Source organism: Marinobacter sp. BW6, from assembly GCF_008107725.1.
Lineage (GTDB): Bacteria > Pseudomonadota > Gammaproteobacteria > Pseudomonadales > Oleiphilaceae > Marinobacter.
Genome location: NZ_VIRN01000064.1, coordinates 876074 through 896762, shown reverse-complemented (window position 1 = coordinate 896762; position 20689 = coordinate 876074). Strand labels below are relative to the sequence as shown.

The window sequence follows — 20689 nt, the reverse complement described above, 5'->3', positions numbered from 1 at the left end:
AGATCAAAGAGCGGGGAAGGAAGAGTTAATCCTGTGCCGGCTAACCCTGCCTTCCCCGATTATCGTTTTTGTTTAAATGTCAGGACTTAGTAGCCCTTGATGTCTTCTTCCGTAATGTACCCAACCGTATCGTTCATCATGTACTCGAGCTGAATATCAAGGATGGCGCGTGCGTCCTCGTTCTTGTTCGCCCAATTGAACCAGATGGGGATGGCGGCCTTCCGCCAGGTCTCCAGGTCTTCCTGGCTCAGACGGGTAACCGTATCGCCCTCTGCCTTGAACTTCTCCATGGCGGCAATATTGCGTTCCTGGATAGCGAGGTAGTGCTTCTGGGAGTAAATGCGTACTTCGTCCTCAACCAGTTGCTGCAGCTCGGGCGAGATAGAGTTCCAGGCACGCAGGCTGACCGTCAGGTCCATCAGATCCACCGGCTGGTAGATGGACATGACGCCAGGAGGTCCGAAGATGATGTAGTCGGTCACCTGGGAGAAGCCCAGCTCGTAGTTGACTGCAGGACCTACGTAGTCCGCTGCATCAATAGTGCCTTTCTCAAGGGCCGGGAAGATATCCGAGCCCGGCAGACTGACGGTAGACACACCAAACTGTTGGAACACCTCGGCAACCATGCCACCCGGCACACGGATCTTCATGCCTTTTAGATCGTCCAGGCTGTTCACAGGCTGCTTGGAGTGAATGATGTTGGCGTCGTGCTGGATCGGGCCCACGTAGAACAGGCCGAACTTCTTGTAGATTTCCCGGGTCTTTTCCAGCATGCCCATGGAGTAGAACATGGTGTCCCACTGATGGGGCTGGTCAGGACCGGCAGGGTAAGAAGAGAGGAAAACGGAAGCAGGGATCTTCCCTGACCAGTACAGAGTGAACGGGTTCATGCCCTGTAGAACACCATTGCGGACAGCATCAAAGAGCGCGTTGTTATCAGCAGCGACAGCCTTGGCCGGGAAGCATTGGAACTTCAGCTCGCCACCAGACTTGGCCTCAATACTCTTACACCACTCCTCGAACAACGTGTAGCCCACGGTGCCCGCGTCCCAGGTCGACTGGATTTTCCAGGTGGTTGCTGCGTGGGCCTGTCCTGCACCCATCAGCATCGCACCCGCAAGAGCGGCGCCCATGGCCGCGGTTTTTAGGAAACTTCTGCGAGGTGGGGTCTCGCCAGTGTCACAGCTATTTCGGATGTTATTCTTCGAATTCATCGAAACGTCTCCGTTGGCTTTGTTGTTATCAGCGTCTATGGCAACGCCGGCAAAGGCCGACATTAGAATGATATTCGTAGCCAAACCGGGTTTAGTCCAGTTCGAAGACCACTGGTCTGACCAGTTTTTGAAGTATTAAAAATGGACGAAATACTCTGAATCGGCCATATTTAACGGGCTCGGACGTGCATCCGCTTACATCGGAAACACCAACAATCAGAAGCAATCACTGGTCAGACCAGAGAGCGCAAAACAGGCACCCATATGGCAATCTCCCAGGAAATCTCATATCGGCTGGAGCGCCTCATTCTCGATGGCGGGCTTGCCCCGGAGCAGAAGATACCCTCTGAACGTCAGTTGGCAACGCGGCTGGGCGTGTCCCGTGCGGTCATTCGGGAAGCCCTTCATGAACTCCAGGGCCGCGGTGTGATCGAAACCCGCCACGGCAAGGGCTCGTTTGTGGCCAGCATGGTGCCCGGCGCCAGCGAGATCGGCGAACAGAGTCCGCTGATGCATCTTTTCGAGGGACACCCGCGAACCCTTTTCGATCTCCTGGAAGTTCGCGAACAGCTGGAGGGTCAGGCTGCCTACCTGGCTGCGCAGCGGGCAACACGGCTTGACCGGCATCGCATCACCAAGGCATTCCGCACCCTGGAAGACACCGATCCGCTCAGCAATGCCCGGCTCGACCACGGTTTTCACCTGGCGATTGTGGAAGCATCCCACAATCCAGTTCTGGTGCATGTGCTCAACAGTCTGAAGAACATGATGTTGTTGACCGTTCAGGCCTCGGTTGCCAACCTGAATCCAAGAGAAGAAATGCGCAAGAAAATCGTCCGTCAGCACAGGCAGCTTTATGAAGCCGTGATTGCCGGGAAACCGGCCAATGCCCAAAAGGTAGCGATGGCTCATGTGCGTTTCGTGAGTGAAGCCATGAGAGACATGGAAAAAGATGGCGGAACACTGATCAGGCTGCCAGTCAATCAGGACGCGGCCAACGAATATTCCCGGGCCAGCACCTGAGCATGGCAAAAAGCTTGCATTGAACAATCATTCGACCACAATGACATGCAGCGAACGGCGGTGAAATTCGGTAAAACGCTCTCTTTAAGGGATTGATTTCCGCATCCACAGTCCGTAAAACATGCGCCTTTGAATTACAGCCCCAGGAGTCACCCATGGCGGACCAATCGCCTTTGATCTGCAGGGACATTTACAAGACCTTCGACCAGCTCGAAGTGCTCAAAGGAATTTCACTGGAGACCCGCAAAGGCGATGTGGTTTCCCTGATCGGCAGCTCCGGCTCCGGCAAGAGCACCTTCCTGCGCTGCATCAACCTGCTGGAAACTCCCACCTCTGGCGACATTATCGTGCACGGCGACCCAATACGGTTCACAACCAACCGCAAGGGCGAGCGAATTCCGGCCGATAACAAGCAGGTCGAGCTGATCCGGGCAAAACTTTCCATGGTGTTCCAGAGCTTCAATCTCTGGTCTCATATGACCGTTCTGGAAAACATCATTGAAGCTCCGATCCACGTTCTGAAGGTTCCAAAGAAGGAAGCCATTGAGCGCGCCGAGGCCTATCTGAACAAGGTGGGCATCTACGAGCGCAAGGACTACTATCCGGCCCAGATGTCGGGTGGCCAACAGCAACGGGCGGCCATCGCCCGGGCCCTGGCCATGGAACCGGAAGTCATGCTGTTTGATGAACCCACTTCAGCGCTGGACCCTGAGCTGGTGGGTGAAGTATTGAAGGTTATGCAAGGCCTGGCTGAGGAAGGCCGAACCATGATCGTGGTCACCCACGAAATGGCATTCGCAAGGGATGTGTCGAGTCAGGTCCTGTTTTTGCATCAGGGCGTGATCGAGGAACAGGGTACCCCCGAGAAAGTGTTTGATCACCCGGATTCGGAGCGCATGAAGCAGTTCCTGACTCCCAACTTCTGACACTCGGTGCTATCTTGAACCGGTGAAGAAATAAAATGTTGGAACCAAAAACTTCCATCAAAAATAAAGCCCAAAAGGCAAACCACTGGAGAAGTGACACATGAAGAAAATGATTTTTGCAGCAAGCTGCGCCCTCGCCCTGATTGCTGGTAGCGCACAAGCCCAGGAACGGGATCTCCGCATCGCGTTCGACGTGCCCTATGCACCGTTTGAGTATAAAGACGAGAACGGAAACCTGACCGGCTTCGAAGTGGAACTGGCCGAAGCCATGTGCGAAGAAATGAACGCCAACTGCGAGTTCGTGATCCAGGCATGGGACGGCATGATCCCGGGCCTGCTGGCACGGAAATTCGACCTGATCATGTCTTCCATGTCTATTACGCCGGAGCGTGCAGAGCGGGTTCTGTTCTCTGAGCCATACTACAACACCCCGGGTGGCTGGTTCGGCCCTGAAAGCTTCAACACCGACGTTACCGACATGGATGCAATGGCAGGCAAGACCGTTGGCGTGCAGCGCGGCACCACCATGGACACCTACGTAACTGAAAACATGGGCGGCATTGTCACCATCAAGCGCTACACCACAGCCGATGACATGGTCCTGGATCTGGAAGGCCAACGTCTGGATGTAGTTTTCGTAGATTACCCGGTAGGTGAAGAGACTGTCCTTTCCAAAGAAGGCTTCAAGGAAGTTGGAGAGCCGGTCAAGCTTGGCCAGGGCGTAGGTGTTGCCATGCGCCAGCGTGACACCGAGGTTGCAGAGGAAGTAAATGCTGCCCTTCGCACCCTGAAGGAAGATGGTACCTATGACACCATCATGCAGAAGTACTTCGCTTACGACATCAAGATGTAAATCTGCCGAGGGGTGGCCCGTCAGGGCCGCCCCTGCTTACCGGACGTTCCCATGCTTGATCTAAAAGGCTATGGCCCGGCCCTGCTGGATGGGGCAATAGTCACCATTGAACTGGCCTTCCTGTCTCTTGCTCTCTCGGTTGCCCTGGGACTGGTTGGTGCGTCTGCCAAACTGTCGCAAAGCCGGGTTGCCAAAGGTATCGCGACTACCTACACCACCCTGATTCGTGGTGTGCCAGACCTGGTTATGATGCTGCTGTTCTACTATGGCGGCCAGGTGGCAGTGAATATGCTCTCGGATTACATCTGGGAAGCCTACGAGATCGACTTTTTCTTTCAGTTCGACCCGTTCATCTCCGGCGTCGTAACGATCGGGCTGATTTTCGGCGCCTACATGACCGAAACCTTCCGCGGCGCTTTCCTGGCGGTTGAAACCGGCCAGATTGAGGCGGCTCGAGCCTATGGTTTTACCCGTTTTCATACCTTCCGCAGAATCATGCTGCCTCAAATGATGCGCCATGCCCTGCCCGGCCTGGGCAACAACTGGCAGGTTCTGCTGAAGACCACCGCCCTGGTTTCAATTATCGGCCTGACGGACATGGTTCGTGTGGCTGAAGAAGCTGCCAAGGCGGAGCGCATGCCCTTCCACTTTTTCATTCCGGTGGCGTTCGTGTATCTGGCCCTGACGGCGGGGTCTGAATTGTTTATCAAGTGGCTCGACAAACGAGCCAATGTCGGCGTGGTTCAGGGGAGTTAACGAATGCCTGATTTCATTGCCGAATGGCTGAACCAGAACGAAATCTTTACCGCCATGACCATCATGGAATACTGGGATGGCATGGTGACCACCGTGCATCTGGTGTTCCTTTCCCTGGTCATCGGTTTGCTGGTGGCGGTTCCTCTGGCCATTCTACGGACGGTTCGAAACCCGTTTGTCTCCGGCCCGGTTTGGCTGTACACCTATCTGTTCCGCGGCACGCCGCTGCTGATCCAGCTCTACATCATCTATTACGGGCTCGCCCAGATTGAGGGCATCCAGGAAACCTTCTGGTGGGAGATTTTCCGGGAACCTTTCTACCCGGCCCTGCTGGCTTTCACACTGAACACGGCGGCCTATACCACGGAGATTATCCGCGGCGCGATTGTGTCTACGCCCAATGGTGAAATTGAAGCAGCGAAAGCCTATGGCATGAACTGGTTTATGCGGATGCGGCGGATTGTGCTGCCGAGCGCAGCGCGGCGGGCGGTGCAGGCCTACTCCAACGAAGTTATTTTCATGCTGCACGCGAGTGCGATTGCCAGTGTGGTGACCATCGTGGATCTGACCGGGGCGGCCCGTAACATTTACTCCCGGTTCTATGCGCCGTTTGATGCGTTTATCTTTGTGGCGCTGTGCTACATGGCACTGACCTTTATCCTGGTGTTCGCTTTCCGCAAACTGGAAACTCATCTGCTGAAGCATCAGCGGCCGGTTAGCGGCTGAACCCATTGATTGCGGTTTGGTGCCGGGTCGGCTGGCGGGTGTCTTCCCGGGAGACGCTACGAGCACATCCATGTGCGCTTGACTGAGGCCATCCATGGCCTCAGACACTCCCGGGAAGACACCCGCCAACCGCCCTCAAACTTTTCCGTGGAGTCCCCATGACCGTTAGTGCGGATCTATTTGGCAGTTCACCTGATTGGCTATCCCATACCCTGGATAACGCAAGCGCAGACCTCCCGGAGGTGAAAGCCCTCCTCCCCGATGGCACCCGTATCAGCCGCAAGGCGGTGGGCGTTCTGGACATTGTACCTCCCGCTGACCGCAGCAATCCGAATGCTGAAGCCATCATTGTTTCTGCGGGTGTGCACGGGAATGAGACAGCGCCTATTGAGGTTATGAACGGGCTGGTTTCCGAACTGATCGATGGCAGGTGGGAACTGGCTTGTCCGGTCTTGCTGATTCTGGGCAACCCGCCTGCGATGGTCGCTGGAAAGCGGTTTCTGGAAGTGAACCTGAATCGGCTGTTCGATGGCGCTCATACGCGGAGCGAGTATGAGGGGCTGGCCGAGGCCGCTCGGGCGCAGGAGCTTGAAGAGGCGTGCCGGCAGTTTGCCATGGCTAATCCCCAGGCGCTTTATCACTACGATCTGCACACGGCCATTCGTCCTTCTCACCGTGAGCGTTTTGCGCTGTATCCGTTTGTTGAAGGTCGGACCGTTTCGATAGACCAGTGTGATTTTCTGCTGGAGGCGGAGGTGGAAACGCTTCTGCTGCAGCATAAGGCAGGCACGACGTTTTCGTCGTTTTCCTCGTCGCTGCTGAAGGCCGAGAGTTTTACTGTCGAGCTGGGTAAGGTGCGGCCGTTTGGCCAGAACGATCTGGGGCGTTTTTCGGGGATTCGGGATGCATTGCGGCGGCGGTTCCGCGGGCTTTCAACACCATCCCGTAAACCACCGTTTGATCACCTGACGGTCTTCGAGGTAGTCCATGAGATTCTGAATACCGGGAAGAACTTCCGGTTCCATATTCCGGACGATGTCGCCAATTTCACCGAATACCCGCCCGGCACGGTCATCTGGGAGGATGATGAAACCAGCTACCGGGTGGGGCATTCGCCAGAGGCGATTATTTTCCCCAACCCGGATGTTCCTGTTGGGCACCGAGTTGGACTGATGGTCAGGCCGGGGCGTTTTCAGGTTCCGGCACGCTGACTTTGATCACCTGGGTACAGACAGCCGGGATCACCAGCAGAGTCAGTACCGTTGATGCCAGCAGGCCGGAGATGATGGCCCAGGCCATGGGTGGCCAGAGCGTCGAGCTTGAGAACGCCAGGGGCAGCAGTCCGGCCACTGTGGTGGCGGTCGTCAGCAGGATCGGGCGGGTGCGCTGCTCTACCGCGTTACGAATGGCATCGCGGATGTCTTTTCCTTTCTCAAGTTCCCGGTCCATCACGTCCAGAAGAACGATAGCGTTGTTCACCACGATACCCACCAGCGCAATCACACCCAACAGGGACTGGAAACCAAAGGGGGAGCCTGAGAGCACCAGCCCGGGGAAGATACCGACGGTGGCCAGCGGCACCGTCAGCAGGATAATGCCGACCCGACGGAAGGAGTTGAACTGCAGCAGAAGGAAGAACAGCAGCAACAGAATCCCGATGGGCGCTGCGGTAAGCAACGCGGTGTTCGCGTCTCCGGAGCCTTCGGCATCACCGCCCATGGCCAGTCGCGTGCCCTTCGGCAAGGGCTTCTTCTCCAGTCCCGCGTAGAGGCCTTCCAGGGCCTGACTGAAGCTGTAACCGGTTTCCAGGTTCGCGGTAACCGTATTCATTCTCACGCCATCGCGCAGGTATCGGGCCGCCGGTTCCCAGGTAGTGTCCACAGTGGCCACCGCCGACAGAGGGACGGCGTCGCCACGGTCGTTGTAGATATTGACGGACAGCAACCGTGAGAGTGACAGGGCTGTGCCTTCACGGGACCGCAGCACCAGAGGAATGGGGTCATCTTCCTGGCGGTAGCGCTCGGCCACCACACCAAAGCTCTGGCCGTAAAGACTCTGGGCCACATCGGCGCGAGTCAGGCCATAGCGGGCCGCCGTCGCGTCGTCGACGTTGATCGCAATGCTGGGCACGCCAATATCGAGATCATGGCGGACATCAACGGTGCCCTCGACGCCCCGCAGGATGCTGAAAATCTGTTCCACCGCGTCTATACGGGTGCCGTCGTTGGCGTGGTAGACCCTTATTGCCACCGGCGCGGCCCTTGGTGGCCCCTGTCCGAGGATACCAACGGTCACATCCAGTTCCGGCATCTGCTCTTTGACATGGGCGCGGATCCAGCGAATCATGCCGGTGGTGTCTTCCAGCGTGGGTGTGGTAACCACCAGCCGGGCCCGGTTCGGTGCCTGAGGCGCGCGCTGAAGGTTGTAGTAAAAAGATGGACCAGTGAAGCCCACGAACCGGTGAACCTCCAGGGCGTCAGGTTGTGACCGAATAACTCGTTCCAGGCTTTCCGTTGCCTCTGCCGTGCGGGATTGGTCGGTGCCCTCGGGCATATAGACTTCGACAATCACCCTCGGGCGATCGGCATTGGGGAAGAACTGCTGGGCCATAAAGGGGGTCATGGCAACACTGACTCCGACCAGTATGGCGCCGGCGGCAATCAGGCGCCCGGGATAACGGGATACCAGGCCTCCAAGGAACCGCGCCAGCCCGATCAACCGGTCCTGCCCGGCCTTGCGGCGGGGTTTCAGGAACCTGGCCGCCAGCAGGGGAACGGCGGAGATAGCAAGCAGGTAGCTGACTGACAGTGTCAGCATGATCATGACCGGCACGCCGCGGGTGAAGTCAGCGGCACCACCCTTGGCCAGGAGCAGGGGCGCAAAGGCCGCCAGCGTGGTTCCCGTTGAGGCACCCAACGGGCCGGCCAGTTCACTGACGGCCTTACGCAGGGCATCCAACCGACGCATGCCCTCATCCAGATGCCCCTGAATGTTTTCGACGATTACGATGGCGTTGTCGATCAGAATCCCCAGCGAGATCACCATGCCGATTACGGCAATCTGGTGCAGCACACCGCCGCCCAGATCGTAGAGCCCGACACTGATCAGGGCGACCATGGGCAGGATCGACGCCACCAGAAGGCCCATGCGAATGCCCATCCCGGTGAAGACAACGGCAACGATAATCAGCACCGACAGCACCAGGCTCCAGGCCAGGTTATCGAGGCGCTCCTGCACCTTGTCCGGCTGGAAGAACATCTCCCGGATCTCGTAGGGCTTAAAGTCTCCGCGAATCTCTTCCATGCGTTCACGCACCCGCTCACCAAAGCGGATGGCATCGGTCGTGCCCTCTTCCATAATGATCGAGACCAGCACCACCCGTTCGCCGTCATACCAGGTTTCCGGCTGACGCGGCTCAGCTGGCCCCCGCCAGACGTCCGCCGCTGCAGCAAGCGGCACCTGGGAGCCATCAGGAAGCTCAATGGGCGTGGCGCGGATCGCATCAATATCGGCAAATTCGCTGTTGGGAAGCACCGACAGGCGACGGCCATTGACCACCACGAAACCACCGGGAATGGTCTGGTTGCGTCGGGCCAGGGTGTCGAGCACCCGCGCCGGGGAGATGCCCAGGCGATAGAGCGCCGCATCATCCAGGGCCAGGGTAATCTGCTCGTCGGCATCGCCTTCCAGCTCGATCCGGGAAACACCCGGTAAATCCGAGAGGTTTTGCTTTAACCGTTCGGCGACGTCAGATAATTCCGTTACCGAGGGCGAGCCACCCACGGCCATGACAATGGCAGGAATATCGATCAGGCGGTCATCAAGCACCATCCTTCCCACATCGTCCGGGAAGTCCTGTTTGGCCCGCTCCATGGCCTGACGCACCCGGTCCCAGGCCGGGTCGGTGTCATAGATGTCATCGTTCAGACGCAGTCGGACCAGGGCCACGCCGGTGCGAGCCGTTGACTGGGTGAAATCCACCTCCTCCACCTGCCGCAGCTCATCCACCAGGGGCCGGAGTACGAGCCTTTCAACGGCCTCGGCGCTGGCACCCGGATAATTGGTGCTGATCAGGCCTGCCCGGTAGGGAAACGACGGATCTTCCTGGCGCGGCATGGTGCTGTAAGCGGCGATACCAAGCAGGCAGAGCATGGTGACCACCATGCCAAGCAGGCGCTGGCAGTTCAGAAGCCGGCGGGTCATCAGCGCACCTCCACGGCATCACCGTCCGCCAGACGCGTCATACCGGCATACACTACCTGATCACCCGGGGACAGATCGCCGGAGGTAACCACCACCCGCTCGCCAACAACCCGGTCTACTTCCACCGAAACCCTGTTGGCCACATTATTCCGAACCCGGAATACGCTGACGCCTTCGGCGTTGCGGATCACCGACAGCAGAGGCACCGTCAGGGCAGACTCCCGCACCGGCGTGATACCGACTTCTACCGGTTCGCCCGGCTCGAGAGTATTAACTGGCAGGCTCACCAGAACCGGATGAAGCTCGCCGCGAATGGCGCTGGCCTGGGCAATCTCGACCACCGAACCGGACTGTGGCGGGCGACTGCGGTCCTGAACCGACCACACAGGCAAGGTTTGCTCCAGCTCCACATGATCCAGCAGATACGCTGGTACCCGCACTTCCACCTCACGTCCCTCCGGTGAGGAAAGTCGCATCACCGGCTGACCGGCCGCAACAAATTCATCCCGCTCAACCAGCAGGGCTTCTACCCGGCCGGAAAATGGCGCCCGAAGTGTACTCTCTTCGAGTAACTGGGTTGCCTCCGCCAGGGATGCCCGCGCTGTTGCCACGCTGGCTTCCAGGGAATCCCGCCGCGCTGCCAGCTGCTCCAGGGTCTGCTCCGACACAACACCACGCTCATGCAAACGGCTGGAGCGCTCCCACTCCCGTTGCGCCTGCTGATACTGCGTTCTCAACTCTTCCAGCCGGGCCCGGGCAGAATCGCGGGCCGGCTCCAGACCGGGGTTATAGACCCTGGCAAGCAGATCACCGGCCTGCACTTTCTGCCCGAGCTCCACCGCCTGCTCCTTGAGGGTGCCACTGACCTGGAATGTCAGTGTCGCTCGCTGGGTAGCACGAACAATTCCCGAGAACCGCAGCGGCATATCCTGGCTTTCACCACCGGTAACCTCTGACACACGCACCGAAACCTTCTGCTGCCCGGATTCCAGGGCTACGTCACTGGCTTTACAGCCCGACAGAAACAGTGAAAAAACCGCAAGCGAAACGATGGCGACGGGGATTCGAAGTGGTGTCATGACTCTTCCTTTCATCCATGCTTGTGTAGTTGGCGGGGTCCTGTCCCTGGAGAAACCCGACGGTTAATTTAGACATCATGTCATTCTTTGACATTTTGTCAATAATCGGGTTTGATTCGTTTTCAGGTATCCTATGCCCGCTGTTGCCAACTAACCGGATGATTGAATGAGCGAACCGCTGAAAACCCGCCGCGAGCGAGAGAAACAGGCCCGTTACGACACCATTCTGGACGCCGCCGAACTGGTGTTCTCAGAAAAGGGCTACGAGCGCACGTCCATGGACGACATCGCCCGTACCGCGAGTCTCAGCCGGGCCTTGCTGTACGTGTATTTCAAGGACAAGGCGGCGATACAGCGGGGCATCATGCTCAGAGCGGGGCACAGCCTGTTCCGGCGATTCGAAGAGGCAAGGCAGACCGCCGACAACGGTCTGGCCCAGATACGGGCAATGGGGGAATCCTACTATCGCTTCTATCTGGAGGAGCCGGATTATTTCTCGGCGCTTACCAAGGCATCCACCGCCATGGCCGAGGCCGACGAAAGCCAGGCTGAAGAAATGCTGTGCTCAAAATCAGACCTGATGGAGCTGATGGTAGGGGCCATCGAACTGGGACTTCAGGACGGCACCATGAACCGTGACCGGATTAACGACCCAGTTCAGACAGCCCTTTACCTGCGTGGCGCCCTGCACGGGGTGATCCTGCTCTGTCAGTCGGAGATGGGCGAGGGAAACCCGGAATTTCCTGCCGAGCAGTTGATCCGGCACACCATGGATATGCTGACGTCGTCTATTTCAGCGTGACAGATCGCAGCACAGCAGGCTACTAGAGCTGGAAGTCGTAGATGGAACCGAGGCCCATGATCCCGGTTAGCTCATCCAGGGCTTTACGGACCTCTTCCAGCAACATTGGGTCGCCCAGCTCGTCCTGGCTGAGCTCATCCCGGTAATGGGCCTCCACCCAGGTGGTCAGGCGCTCGTAAAGTTCATCGGTGAGCAGCACACCCCGGTTGATGGCCTGAAGCTCATCGTCGTTGAGCACCACCCTCAACCGCAGACAGGCCGGGCCACCGCCATTGCGCATGGACTGCTTGACGTCGAACACTTCCACCGCTGTGATCGGCCCGCCAGACTTCACGAGGCCATCCAGATAACGGCTGACGGAAGCCACTTCACGGCACTCGCCGGGCACCGCCAGCAGCATGCCGTCCGGTGTATTCAGTAGTTGGCTGTTGAACAGATAGGAGGCCACCGCATCTTCCAGCGGCACATCGGCACTGCTGACCCGGACCGCTTCCAGCTCGGCACCGGTCAGGCGCTCCCGGATATCCGCCAGCACCTGTTCTTCTTTGAGAAACGCCATTTCATGATAGAAAAGGGTGTTACCGTTGCCCACGGCAATCACATCGTTGTGGAAAACGCCGCTATCAATGGCGTCCGGGTTTTGCTGGGCAAAGACCGCATGTTCATCCTTGAGGCCATGCAGTCGAGCCACCGCACGGGACGCCTCAAGCGTCTGTCGCGCCGGGTATTTTTGCGGTGCCGGCGCCTGCTCGTTGAATGCGATCTGGCCATACACAAAGAGTTCCACACCGGGCTCGCCGTATCCGGCGCACAACCGGGTGTGATTGGCGGCGCCTTCATCGCCAAATTGGCTCACCGATGGCAGCGCCGGATGGTGCGCAAAATAGCTCTCGTCAGCAAAGATGGCCTTCAGGGATCGACCGGTCACCGTGTGCTCGATGGACCGATGAAACTTGGCACTCAGATTGGCCGGGGTGAAGTGCACGCGATGATCTGAGGTATCAGCACTGGGCGATACCGTGGCCGCATTTGCCGTCCACATCGGAGAAGCAGACGATACCGCCGCCAGTATCGAAGGACTGGATTTGGCCGCCTGCTCCAGCACACGGGCGTCTGTCCCTTCAAACCCCAGGGCTCGAAGCGTCGGAATATGCGGGCGCTCATGTGGCGGCAGAATGCCTTGCACATAGCCCCGGTCCGCCAGACGCTTCATCTTGGCCAGGCCCTGCAGTGCCGCCTCTTTCGGGTTGGAGACGGAACTGACATTGGACTTGGAGGCAACATTGCCCCAGGACAGCCCCGCGTAATTATGGGTGGGGCCAACCAGGCCATCGAAGTTTGCTTCTACCGCGTGTTTCACCATGGCAGTGTGTTCCGTTAATCGAAGTTCAGGCCCGGTGCCAGTGACTCTGGCAGCTCACTCGTGCCGGCTTCCAGTGAGGCCATGGGCCACGCGCAGTAGTCGGCGGCATAATAGGCACTCGGTCGATGGTTACCGCTGGCACCGACACCCCCGAAGGGCGCCGCACTGCTCGCACCGGTCAGTGGCCGGTTCCAGTTCACAATACCGGCCCGCACTTCCTCTACCAGGCGCTCATAGAGCTTCCGATCATCCGTGAGGATGCCTGCGGAAAGCCCGTAGTGGGTGTCGTTGGCCAGTTCCAGAGCGTTATCGAAACTCTTGTAACGATACACTGTCAGCAATGGCCCGAAGAACTCCTCATCGGTCACGTCCAGACCTGTGGCATCTACGATACCCGGCGACAGCAGGCCGGTTCCCGACTTCAAGGACTTCATCTCCAGCAGGGATTTGCCGCCCTTCTCAAGCAGGCTGGCCTGGGCCGCCAGGAGCTTTTCGGCGGCCTCCGCGGAAATCACAGAGCCCATAAACGGCTGCGGATCGGCATCGAACTCACCGACCTTGATGCGGGCGGAGACTTCCACCAGCCGGTCGAGGAAGGCGTCACCTTTCTTGCCCTTGGGAACCAGCAGTCGACGTGCACAGGTACAGCGCTGGCCCGCCGACAGGAAGGCCGACTGCAGGGCATGATGTACCGCGCCATCCACGTCGGCCACGTCCTGGACGATAAGCGGGTTGTTGCCGCCCATTTCCAGGGCCAGGATTTTCTCCGGCTGGCCACCGAACTGTTTGTGCAGCAGGTGCCCAACAGTTGAGCTGCCTGTAAAGAACAGGCCGTCAATCGCGAGGTGGCTGGCCAGGGATTTGCCAGTATCCGAGCCGCCCTGCACCAGGTTGATCACACCGTCTGGAATGCCGGCCTTCTCCCAGAGCTTTACCGTCAGCTCGGCAACCCCGGGGGTCAGCTCGCTCGGCTTGAACACCACCGTGTTGCCGGCCAGCAAAGCGGGCACTATGTGGCCATTCGGCAGGTGCCCCGGGAAATTGTAAGGTCCGAACACGGCCACCACACCGTGGGGCCTGTGCCTGAGCACGGCGTGACCGCCGGCAACATCGGATTCAGACGTTCCGGTGCGGTCATTGTAGGCTTTCACGGAAATGCCGATCTTGCCGATCATCGCCGCCACTTCCGTGCGGGATTCCCACAATGGCTTACCCGTTTCCAGACCGATCTGATGGGCCAACTCTTCCTTGTGAGCCTCAAGCAGCTCACCAAAAGCTTCGACAACCGCCTGTCGTTCGGCAAAGCTCTTACGCTGCCACTTCAGAAATGCGTTTCTCGCCTCACGAACGGCCGCATCAACATCCTCCAGATTAGCGCTTTCGCCATCCCAGACTGTTTCACCGGTCACCGGCTGGACAGATTCGAATACCGGCCCATGGCCCGGTAGCCAGAGCCCGTCGATAAACAGTTCACCTGTCAGCTTTGCCATTTCGATGCACCTCCCGGTACTGAGCTTCTATAACTATGTTTGGTCAGTAGCCCCGAGTCTTTCAAGGGGGCCAGACGAACCGGATCACCCGATTCAATCTGCAACGCCTCGGCCACTTCCGGCGGCAGGCTGACGGTATCCGGCCCGATGCAGTCTATCGGCAGGGTGGTCACCCGGAAGTCGCGGAATGAGCGGTTCGATACCATTACCCGCTCATCGGCAGGCACGTCCAGGTTGACCGACTTGCGCGTCACCATGGCGTGCCGGTTCATGCCTTCCCGTACCGTGCGAATATTGTGAACGAAGGCTTCAACCACGGGCCCGCCATCAAAAATGTCCACCAGTCCGTTGAAGTTGAACCCCTCGGACTGGAGCATTCGAAGCGCTGGCGCGGTATTGTCGTGAACCCGACCAATCACGGCTCGGGCCGAATCCGGCAGCATGGGCAGGTAGATTGGGTACTTGGGCATCAGCTCGGCGATAAACGATTTATTACCCAGGCCAGACAGCATGTCGGCCTCACTGAATTCCATATCAAAAAATTTGGTTCCCAGCGCATCCCACAACGGGCTTCGGCCCTGGGTATCGGACACGCCGCGCATTTCCGCGAATACTTTTTCCGAAAAATGCTTACGGAATTCATCCAGATACATGAATCGGCACCGGGAGAGCAGCAGCCCGTTGCCCCCGCCCTTGTACTCATCGGACAGCAGCAGCGAGCAGATCTCGCTGGTGTCGGTCATGTCATTGGACAGGTGCAGCGTGGGCGTCCGCACGTGAACACCCAGCTCTTTGGAGGCATTCACGGTAACGCTCAGGCGGTAGTTGTAGAAAACCTCGTCCAGCCCAACCCGGGCCTGGATGCCGCTGATTCCGACGGTCTTTTTACGCTCGATATCCTCCAGGGCAAACAGATACAGCCCAGCTTCAGGCGCAATGCGCTGGTTGAAGGTTTCACGGGCGTGGTTGATCTTTTTCTCCAGCAGCTCGCGATCCGCCGGCAAGGTGGTCAGCCCTTTCCCGGCACTCTGGGCCATGGCGTACAGGTCATCCAGATCGTTTTCCTGTAACGGGCGAATTACCAACATGCTATCGCCTCCCTGAGCCCGCCGGCTGCACGCTTTACCATTCCGAAACTTGTCATAGCGGCGCAATCCTTACCCGGTCGCCCGCGGTCCTGTTCAGTGTCTTCCAGGTGGCAACCGGAACCTTGAGTTTGTCGTCCAGTGTCTCGGCCACCGGTGTCAGGGTGCAGCGGAAGTGCTCCCGCTCACCGGCAGCAATCAGACAGGTTTCGCCCACATCCTCATTGGTGCCATGAAGCTCCATGGGGTGACTGGTTACCAAGGTTCTCAGGCTGTCGGTGCGAGCCTCAAGGACCGGACCGGCATCAAAAATATCAAGGTAACTGCCCGGCTGGAATCCTTCCCGCTGAAGCAGCTCAAAGTTGGGCACGGTTATCTGGTGCGGCTGCCCCATCGCCTCCTGGGCCGCCTCGCTCAGCAGCGTGACGTAGATCGGATTAGGGGGCATAAGCTCGGCAATAAAGGTCTTGCTCAACTGGCCGGAGTACTGGTCCGCCGTCTCGAAATCCATATCGAAGAAGTGCCGGCCAAGACTGTCCCAGAAGGGCACGCTGCCATCCTCCAGCTGCACGCCCTGGATTTCCACCGCCATCCGCGAGGTAAACCATTCCCGATGATCGGCCATGAACAGAATCCGGGCCCGGGACAGCAACTCGAACGCGTCGGTTCCCTGCAGTTCGGGGCGGATGGAGAACGAGCACAGCAGCGAGACATCGGTCAGCGCATGGGAGGGATACAGCACCTCCACCCGGCGCGACACACCCAACTCATGGGACGCATGGATCAGGGCGTCCCGCCGGTAACTGTAGAAGGGCTGACCGTTGCCGGCGCGCGCATCAATGCCGGCGGTGCCTGCGATGTCTCCGGTCTCGGTATTTTCCAGCACGAACAGGAATCGCGGCGGATCGTCTTCGACGCTGATCCTGCCAGCAAAGGAAGCCAGGGACTGCTCGATCTTGTAGGCCAGGGCATCGCCCTGTTTGGGCAGAGTGGAAGAAAGACGGGCACATTGGGTGCCCGCGATGGCGAGAATCTGGTCCAGATCATCCGGCTGAGCCGGACGTACCAGCCACATAAAATCTCCTTAGGCCGTCAGTTTTTTCACCGCCGCTTCGAAACGCTCGAGGGCTTCGTCGATGTCCGATTCCGGGATAATCAGGGACGGCGCCAGACGAATCACGTTTGCGCCGGCCACCAGAACCATCACGCCCTCTTCCAGACCGGCGTTCAGGAAATCCTTGGCCTTGCCCTGCCATTTTTCTGTAAGCACACAACCAAGCAGCAGACCGGCACCGCGAACCTCAGTAAACACATCGTAGCGTTCGCCAATGTCCATCATACCCTTGCGGAGCTTTTCTGATCGGGCTTTCACGCCCTTGAGAATCTCCGGCTGACTGACGGTATCCACAACCCTTTGCGCCACGGCGCAGGCCAGTGCGTTACCACCGTAGGTGCTGCCGTGAGTACCCACGCCCAGGCTTGCTGCAACTTTGGCCGTGGTCAGCATGGCCGCCACCGGGAAGCCGCCGCCAAGCCCCTTGGCACTGGAGAGAATATCCGGCACCACGTCGTACATCTGGTAGGCGTAAAAATGACCGCTTCGGCCAACGCCGGACTGTACCTCATCAAACACCAGCAGCGCGTCGTTATCGTCGCACAACTGCCGCAGCCCCTGGAGGAACGCGAGGTCGCCGGGCATAACACCACCCTCACCCTGAATTGGCTCCACCACAACGGCGCAAGTTTTCTCTTTGGAGATCAGCTTCTTTACCGATTCCAGATCGTTGAACTCGGCATGATGAATGCCACCCGGTGCCGGCTCGAAACCTTCAAGGTATTTTGGCTGGCCACCAACGCTCACGGTGAACAACGTGCGCCCGTGAAAAGAGTTCTTGAAAGAAATAATCTCGTTCTTTTCCTTGCCATGGTGCTCCCAGGCATAGCGACGGGCCAGCTTGAAGGCCGCTTCGTTGGCCTCAGCACCGGAATTAGCGAAGAACACACGCTCGGCGAAGGTGAGATTGCAAAGCGTTTTGGCCAGGCGCAGGGCCGGCTCGTTGGTCATCACGTTGGACAGGTGCCAGATTTTCTCGGCCTGATCGTGCAACGCACCTACCAGCCCAGGATGGGAATGGCCAAGGCAGGTTACTGCGATACCGCCCTGGAGATCGATAAACTCGCGGCCTTCCTGATCCCAGATGCGGGAGCCCTCCCCTCGCACCGGAATGATGGAACCGGGAGCGTAGTTGGGCACCATGACTTCATCGAACAGTTCGCGGCTGACGGGTTCTTTATTCATAGATCTCTCTCGGGAAAGCGGCTAAGCAATTAAAAATAGTAGAGTGGCCGCGCCAGACAAGTAAGTAGGTGTGCGGACTCTTGCACCATAATACGCCACTCACGGCATAAGAACATCCGGTTCCCCGATGGCCGGCAATTCAATCACCCGCTGCTGTTCGTGCCCGCCCTTATTTCTGTCCATGAGGGCGCCAATCAGAAGTTTGTAGGAATCCAGGTCAAAGGTGACTGCCTGGCCACGGAGAGAGAGATCCGCCAGCTCCTCCTCGTCGTGCAGGGTGGCTACATGCATCCAGTTATAAACCACCAGGATGTCTGTACGCCCGGACCGCTCATCCCCCTCAACGATCCCGACCGGCCCTTTCCAGGGCCAGGTTTTCAGTCGCAGGCCGTGAAAGGCAATCTGCACCCTGAGGTTGTAGCGCTCGACATTCTCGAGTTCCTCGCAGGCGCCCTTGCAGCGCCCCAGCGAACGCTGGAAACAAGGCCCCTCATGCTCGGGCTCCAGGCCCAGCAGCCGGTTGCACAATTCATTCTTGGCCGCGATGCCGCTCAATGCCCGCTCGGCATCCCGCTTGCTGCGGAACAACCCGAAATAATCACCCAACCGGTGGGGCTCGATTTCACGAACCAGGCGCGCCTGGAGATACCCCGCCTCGTTTTTCGACAGCTCAATGCTCACCAGATTCTTGGCCGCCCGGGAGCGACGGTTGAACAGAGGCTTCAGGGTCTTGATCTGCTTGAGTTCCAGCAACAGCGCGCCAAGCTCGCCGGCAGTTTCCGTCCACTCAACACGGCGCAGACTCTCGGACATCCTTACACCACGGGCAGAGTTATGATCGCCGGAAAAGTGCGAGGCTACCCGCTGGGCAATATTGGTGCTCTTGCCCACATATAAAAGCACATCGTTTTCGCCGTAAAACCGATATACCCCTGGGCCCCGGGGCAGGTCCTGAAGCGTATCCGACGGAAGATGGGACGGAATACTGGGCCGTTGCAGCAGCTCTCGGAGAGCCTTATCGAACTTCCCGTCGCCTTTTTCCGAACGTGCATGCTCAAAGAACGCCAGCATGGCGGACACATCGCCCATGGCCCGGTGGCGCTGAACCCGGGCAAGGCCATGGCGGGCAATCAAGGCATCCATGTTATGCCGCCGGAATTCCGGATACAGCCGCCGAGACAGTTTTACAGTGCACAGCACCTTCGCAGAGAACAATCGCCCCAGCCTACGGAACTCGGCTTTGATAAAACCGTAATCAAAGCGGGCGTTGTGTGCGACAAACACTTTGCCCTTCAGCTGCGCCTCCAGCTCATCCGCCACCTCTTCAAACAACGGCGCGTTGGCGACCATCTCATTGGAAATGCCGGTAAAGTTCTCGATAAACGGAGATATCCGCGTTTCCGGGTTCAGCAGCGCTTGCCATTCCCCCACCACCTCGCCGGCCCGCCAGAACCGGATACCAATCTCGGTAATCCGGTCCCGGGCTGAATTGCCGCCGGTGGTTTCGATATCAAGAAACGCGAACGTGGCTGACTCAATAACTGTACTTTCGGACGTCATGGAACAACTTTACGCCTCGCTGGCAACTGCAGATGTCTGTATATGAACGAAAAGCTGCTATAGACATTCGTCTAACTTCTGCATGAAATTATTTGAATTGTCACGAATTCGTAACTACCTTGTTTTTGGGTCCAACAACAAAAATGTGTGGAGACAACAACGATGCAAAGCAACAAACTGAGATTGGCAATTCGTGCGACGGCAGCAACAGTAGTAATGGGGGTTGCCTCTCAAGCGAGCGCACTTACGCTGAATGTAGGTGACGATACCGAGGCGAGCCTGTATGGCTACGCCCGTCTGAACATGAGCTATGACCTGGACGGCAACCGCGCCGTATCTACCCGTGCAGGTACTTTCTCCCCTGTAGCCGCCGATGGCAGCGACTTAGATGCTACTGACGGTCACTTTGGCTCCGACGTGCAACAGAGCCGCCTTGGCATCAAAGTAAATCATGCCTCCGGCGTAGCCGTCACCGTGGAAGGCGATTTCCGTGGCTCCGGCAACAGCGCAGGCAGCCTGCGCATCCGTCATGCATACGGTCAATACAAAGGCTTCATGGCCGGTCGCAACTGGTCTAACACCATCAGCTTCGTGGGCGCGACGCCGCTTCTCGATTTTGACGGCGTTGCAGGCAGCATGGGTAGCTGGGATCGCACGGAGCAGCTTCGTTACACCACGGGCGGACTGTCCTTCTCCATCGAAGATCCGAGCAGCCAAGCAATCGTTGATGGTTCAGGTCGCACCGGTACGCCAGCCCTCACAGCTCGCTTTGAAAACTCAATGGATGCAGTGTCATTTGCCTTATCAGGCGTAGTTAGCCAAGTCACCTCAGACGACGGCACTAACGACGATAGCGCGATGGGTTACGCTATGTCCGCTGCAGCCAAGCTCGCACTGAGCGACATGTTCTCCGTTCAGGGCTCTGTTACCGCTGCTGATGGTGCTACCGGCTATCTGTGGCGCTCAGGCAGCAACTACTACGGTCCCAGCGCGTACCTGGATGGCAACAGCGTTGAAACCATCTCAGCTTATGGTGGTAACGTCGGTGTAAGCATGGCACTGGGCGGCGGTCGCAGTATCAACCTGGCCTACGGCATGACCACTCAGGACCTGGATGATGCAGTTGCAAACTCTTCGCTGACCAATGCGGCACCCGAGACCAACCAGAACCTGTTCCTGAACTACATGTGGACCCCCGTACAAAACGTCATGATGGGCGTTGAATACGGCTACTTCGATCAGGAAACCGTTGCTGGCGACTCCTCCGATGCAAACCGTATCCTGTTCGCAGCGCAGTACAACTTCTAATC

At 58.2% G+C, this 20689-nt stretch carries 17 protein-coding genes; 8 read left to right on the top strand and 9 right to left on the bottom strand.

The features are described from left to right. Positions 1-86: 86 nt before the first annotated feature. Positions 87-1214, bottom strand: a complete 1128-nt coding sequence (dctP, locus tag FMN52_RS12620; RefSeq protein WP_148608944.1) for a TRAP transporter substrate-binding protein DctP — start codon at positions 1212-1214, stop codon at positions 87-89. Positions 1215-1478: 264 nt separating this feature from the next. Between dctP and FMN52_RS12615 the strand changes: the two genes are divergently transcribed. From FMN52_RS12615 to astE, 6 genes are all read left to right on the top strand, one after another. Beyond that, a complete protein-coding gene (locus tag FMN52_RS12615; protein ID WP_148608943.1) occupies positions 1479-2237 on the top strand; it encodes an FCD domain-containing protein in 759 nt (252 codons plus the stop codon). A gap of 155 nt (positions 2238-2392) precedes the next feature. After that, the gene (locus FMN52_RS12610) at positions 2393-3163 is read left to right on the top strand and encodes an ABC transporter ATP-binding protein (RefSeq protein WP_148608942.1); all 771 of its coding nucleotides are present in this window, start codon (positions 2393-2395) and stop codon (positions 3161-3163) included. A gap of 100 nt (positions 3164-3263) precedes the next feature. Next, positions 3264-4016, top strand: a complete 753-nt coding sequence (locus FMN52_RS12605; protein ID WP_148608941.1) for a transporter substrate-binding domain-containing protein — start codon at positions 3264-3266, stop codon at positions 4014-4016. A gap of 51 nt (positions 4017-4067) precedes the next feature. After that, on the top strand, positions 4068-4772 hold the full coding sequence (locus FMN52_RS12600) for an ABC transporter permease (RefSeq protein ID WP_148608940.1): 705 nt from the start codon (positions 4068-4070) through the stop codon (positions 4770-4772). A gap of 3 nt (positions 4773-4775) precedes the next feature. Next, a complete protein-coding gene (locus tag FMN52_RS12595; protein WP_148608939.1) occupies positions 4776-5498 on the top strand; it encodes an ABC transporter permease in 723 nt (240 codons plus the stop codon). Between the two features lie 158 nt (positions 5499-5656). Beyond that, positions 5657-6709 (top strand): succinylglutamate desuccinylase, encoded by a 1053-nt coding sequence (gene astE / locus FMN52_RS12590; RefSeq protein ID WP_148608938.1) that lies wholly within the window; start codon positions 5657-5659, stop codon positions 6707-6709. On the opposite strand, the gene FMN52_RS12585 is transcribed toward astE, so the two are convergent. After that, positions 6675-9701 carry an efflux RND transporter permease subunit gene (locus FMN52_RS12585; protein WP_148608937.1) on the bottom strand — a complete coding sequence of 1009 codons (3027 nt, stop codon included), beginning with the start codon at positions 9699-9701 and terminating at the stop codon, positions 6675-6677. The genes astE and FMN52_RS12585 overlap by 35 nt on opposite strands. After that, a complete protein-coding gene (locus FMN52_RS12580; protein ID WP_148608936.1) occupies positions 9701-10780 on the bottom strand; it encodes an efflux RND transporter periplasmic adaptor subunit in 1080 nt (359 codons plus the stop codon). The genes FMN52_RS12585 and FMN52_RS12580 overlap by 1 nt, the downstream gene beginning before the upstream one ends. A gap of 166 nt (positions 10781-10946) precedes the next feature. Here FMN52_RS12580 and FMN52_RS12575 point away from each other — a divergent pair, with 166 nt between their 5' ends. Then, the gene (locus FMN52_RS12575; RefSeq protein WP_148608935.1) at positions 10947-11582 is read left to right on the top strand and encodes a TetR/AcrR family transcriptional regulator; all 636 of its coding nucleotides are present in this window, start codon (positions 10947-10949) and stop codon (positions 11580-11582) included. Positions 11583-11604: 22 nt separating this feature from the next. Here FMN52_RS12575 and astB read toward each other — a convergent pair whose 3' ends face one another. The 6 genes from astB to FMN52_RS12545 all read right to left on the bottom strand — a co-directional run bounded on the left by astB (position 11605) and on the right by FMN52_RS12545 (position 19379). Then, complete coding sequence (astB, locus tag FMN52_RS12570; protein WP_148608934.1) at positions 11605-12945, bottom strand: N-succinylarginine dihydrolase; 1341 nt, start codon at positions 12943-12945, stop codon at positions 11605-11607. A 14-nt stretch (positions 12946-12959) separates the two neighbouring features. Next, positions 12960-14435: a succinylglutamate-semialdehyde dehydrogenase gene (astD, locus tag FMN52_RS12565; protein WP_148608933.1), complete on the bottom strand. Its 1476-nt coding sequence runs from the start codon at positions 14433-14435 to the stop codon at positions 12960-12962. Continuing rightward, complete coding sequence (astA, locus tag FMN52_RS12560) at positions 14423-15523, bottom strand: arginine N-succinyltransferase (RefSeq protein ID WP_148608932.1); 1101 nt, start codon at positions 15521-15523, stop codon at positions 14423-14425. The genes astD and astA overlap by 13 nt, the downstream gene beginning before the upstream one ends. 52 nt (positions 15524-15575) lie before the next feature. Continuing rightward, positions 15576-16595: an arginine N-succinyltransferase gene (locus FMN52_RS12555; RefSeq protein ID WP_148608931.1), complete on the bottom strand. Its 1020-nt coding sequence runs from the start codon at positions 16593-16595 to the stop codon at positions 15576-15578. Positions 16596-16604: 9 nt separating this feature from the next. Continuing rightward, positions 16605-17819: an aspartate aminotransferase family protein gene (locus tag FMN52_RS12550; protein WP_148608930.1), complete on the bottom strand. Its 1215-nt coding sequence runs from the start codon at positions 17817-17819 to the stop codon at positions 16605-16607. 99 nt (positions 17820-17918) lie between these two features. Further along, positions 17919-19379, bottom strand: a complete 1461-nt coding sequence (locus FMN52_RS12545) for an exonuclease domain-containing protein (protein WP_148608929.1) — start codon at positions 19377-19379, stop codon at positions 17919-17921. Between the two features lie 162 nt (positions 19380-19541). Between FMN52_RS12545 and FMN52_RS12540 the strand changes: the two genes are divergently transcribed. Beyond that, on the top strand, positions 19542-20687 hold the full coding sequence (locus FMN52_RS12540) for a DcaP family trimeric outer membrane transporter (RefSeq protein ID WP_148608928.1): 1146 nt from the start codon (positions 19542-19544) through the stop codon (positions 20685-20687). Positions 20688-20689: the final 2 nt, after the last annotated feature.

Excerpts from the sequence above, each read along its gene's own strand:
- dctP (WP_148608944.1), bottom strand. The coding sequence starts at position 1,214 with ATGAATTCGAAGAATAACATCCGAAATAGCTGTGACACTGGCGAGACC.
- FMN52_RS12615 (WP_148608943.1), top strand. The coding sequence starts at position 1,479 with ATGGCAATCTCCCAGGAAATCTCATATCGGCTGGAGCGCCTCATTCTC.
- FMN52_RS12610 (WP_148608942.1), top strand. The coding sequence starts at position 2,393 with ATGGCGGACCAATCGCCTTTGATCTGCAGGGACATTTACAAGACCTTC.
- FMN52_RS12605 (WP_148608941.1), top strand. The coding sequence starts at position 3,264 with ATGAAGAAAATGATTTTTGCAGCAAGCTGCGCCCTCGCCCTGATTGCT.
- FMN52_RS12600 (WP_148608940.1), top strand. The coding sequence starts at position 4,068 with ATGCTTGATCTAAAAGGCTATGGCCCGGCCCTGCTGGATGGGGCAATA.
- FMN52_RS12595 (WP_148608939.1), top strand. The coding sequence starts at position 4,776 with ATGCCTGATTTCATTGCCGAATGGCTGAACCAGAACGAAATCTTTACC.
- astE (WP_148608938.1), top strand. The coding sequence starts at position 5,657 with ATGACCGTTAGTGCGGATCTATTTGGCAGTTCACCTGATTGGCTATCC.
- FMN52_RS12585 (WP_148608937.1), bottom strand. The coding sequence starts at position 9,701 with ATGACCCGCCGGCTTCTGAACTGCCAGCGCCTGCTTGGCATGGTGGTC.
- FMN52_RS12580 (WP_148608936.1), bottom strand. The coding sequence starts at position 10,780 with ATGACACCACTTCGAATCCCCGTCGCCATCGTTTCGCTTGCGGTTTTT.
- FMN52_RS12575 (WP_148608935.1), top strand. The coding sequence starts at position 10,947 with ATGAGCGAACCGCTGAAAACCCGCCGCGAGCGAGAGAAACAGGCCCGT.
- astB (WP_148608934.1), bottom strand. The coding sequence starts at position 12,945 with ATGGTGAAACACGCGGTAGAAGCAAACTTCGATGGCCTGGTTGGCCCC.
- astD (WP_148608933.1), bottom strand. The coding sequence starts at position 14,435 with ATGGCAAAGCTGACAGGTGAACTGTTTATCGACGGGCTCTGGCTACCG.
- astA (WP_148608932.1), bottom strand. The coding sequence starts at position 15,523 with ATGTTGGTAATTCGCCCGTTACAGGAAAACGATCTGGATGACCTGTAC.
- FMN52_RS12555 (WP_148608931.1), bottom strand. The coding sequence starts at position 16,595 with ATGTGGCTGGTACGTCCGGCTCAGCCGGATGATCTGGACCAGATTCTC.
- FMN52_RS12550 (WP_148608930.1), bottom strand. The coding sequence starts at position 17,819 with ATGAATAAAGAACCCGTCAGCCGCGAACTGTTCGATGAAGTCATGGTG.
- FMN52_RS12545 (WP_148608929.1), bottom strand. The coding sequence starts at position 19,379 with ATGACGTCCGAAAGTACAGTTATTGAGTCAGCCACGTTCGCGTTTCTT.
- FMN52_RS12540 (WP_148608928.1), top strand. The coding sequence starts at position 19,542 with ATGCAAAGCAACAAACTGAGATTGGCAATTCGTGCGACGGCAGCAACA.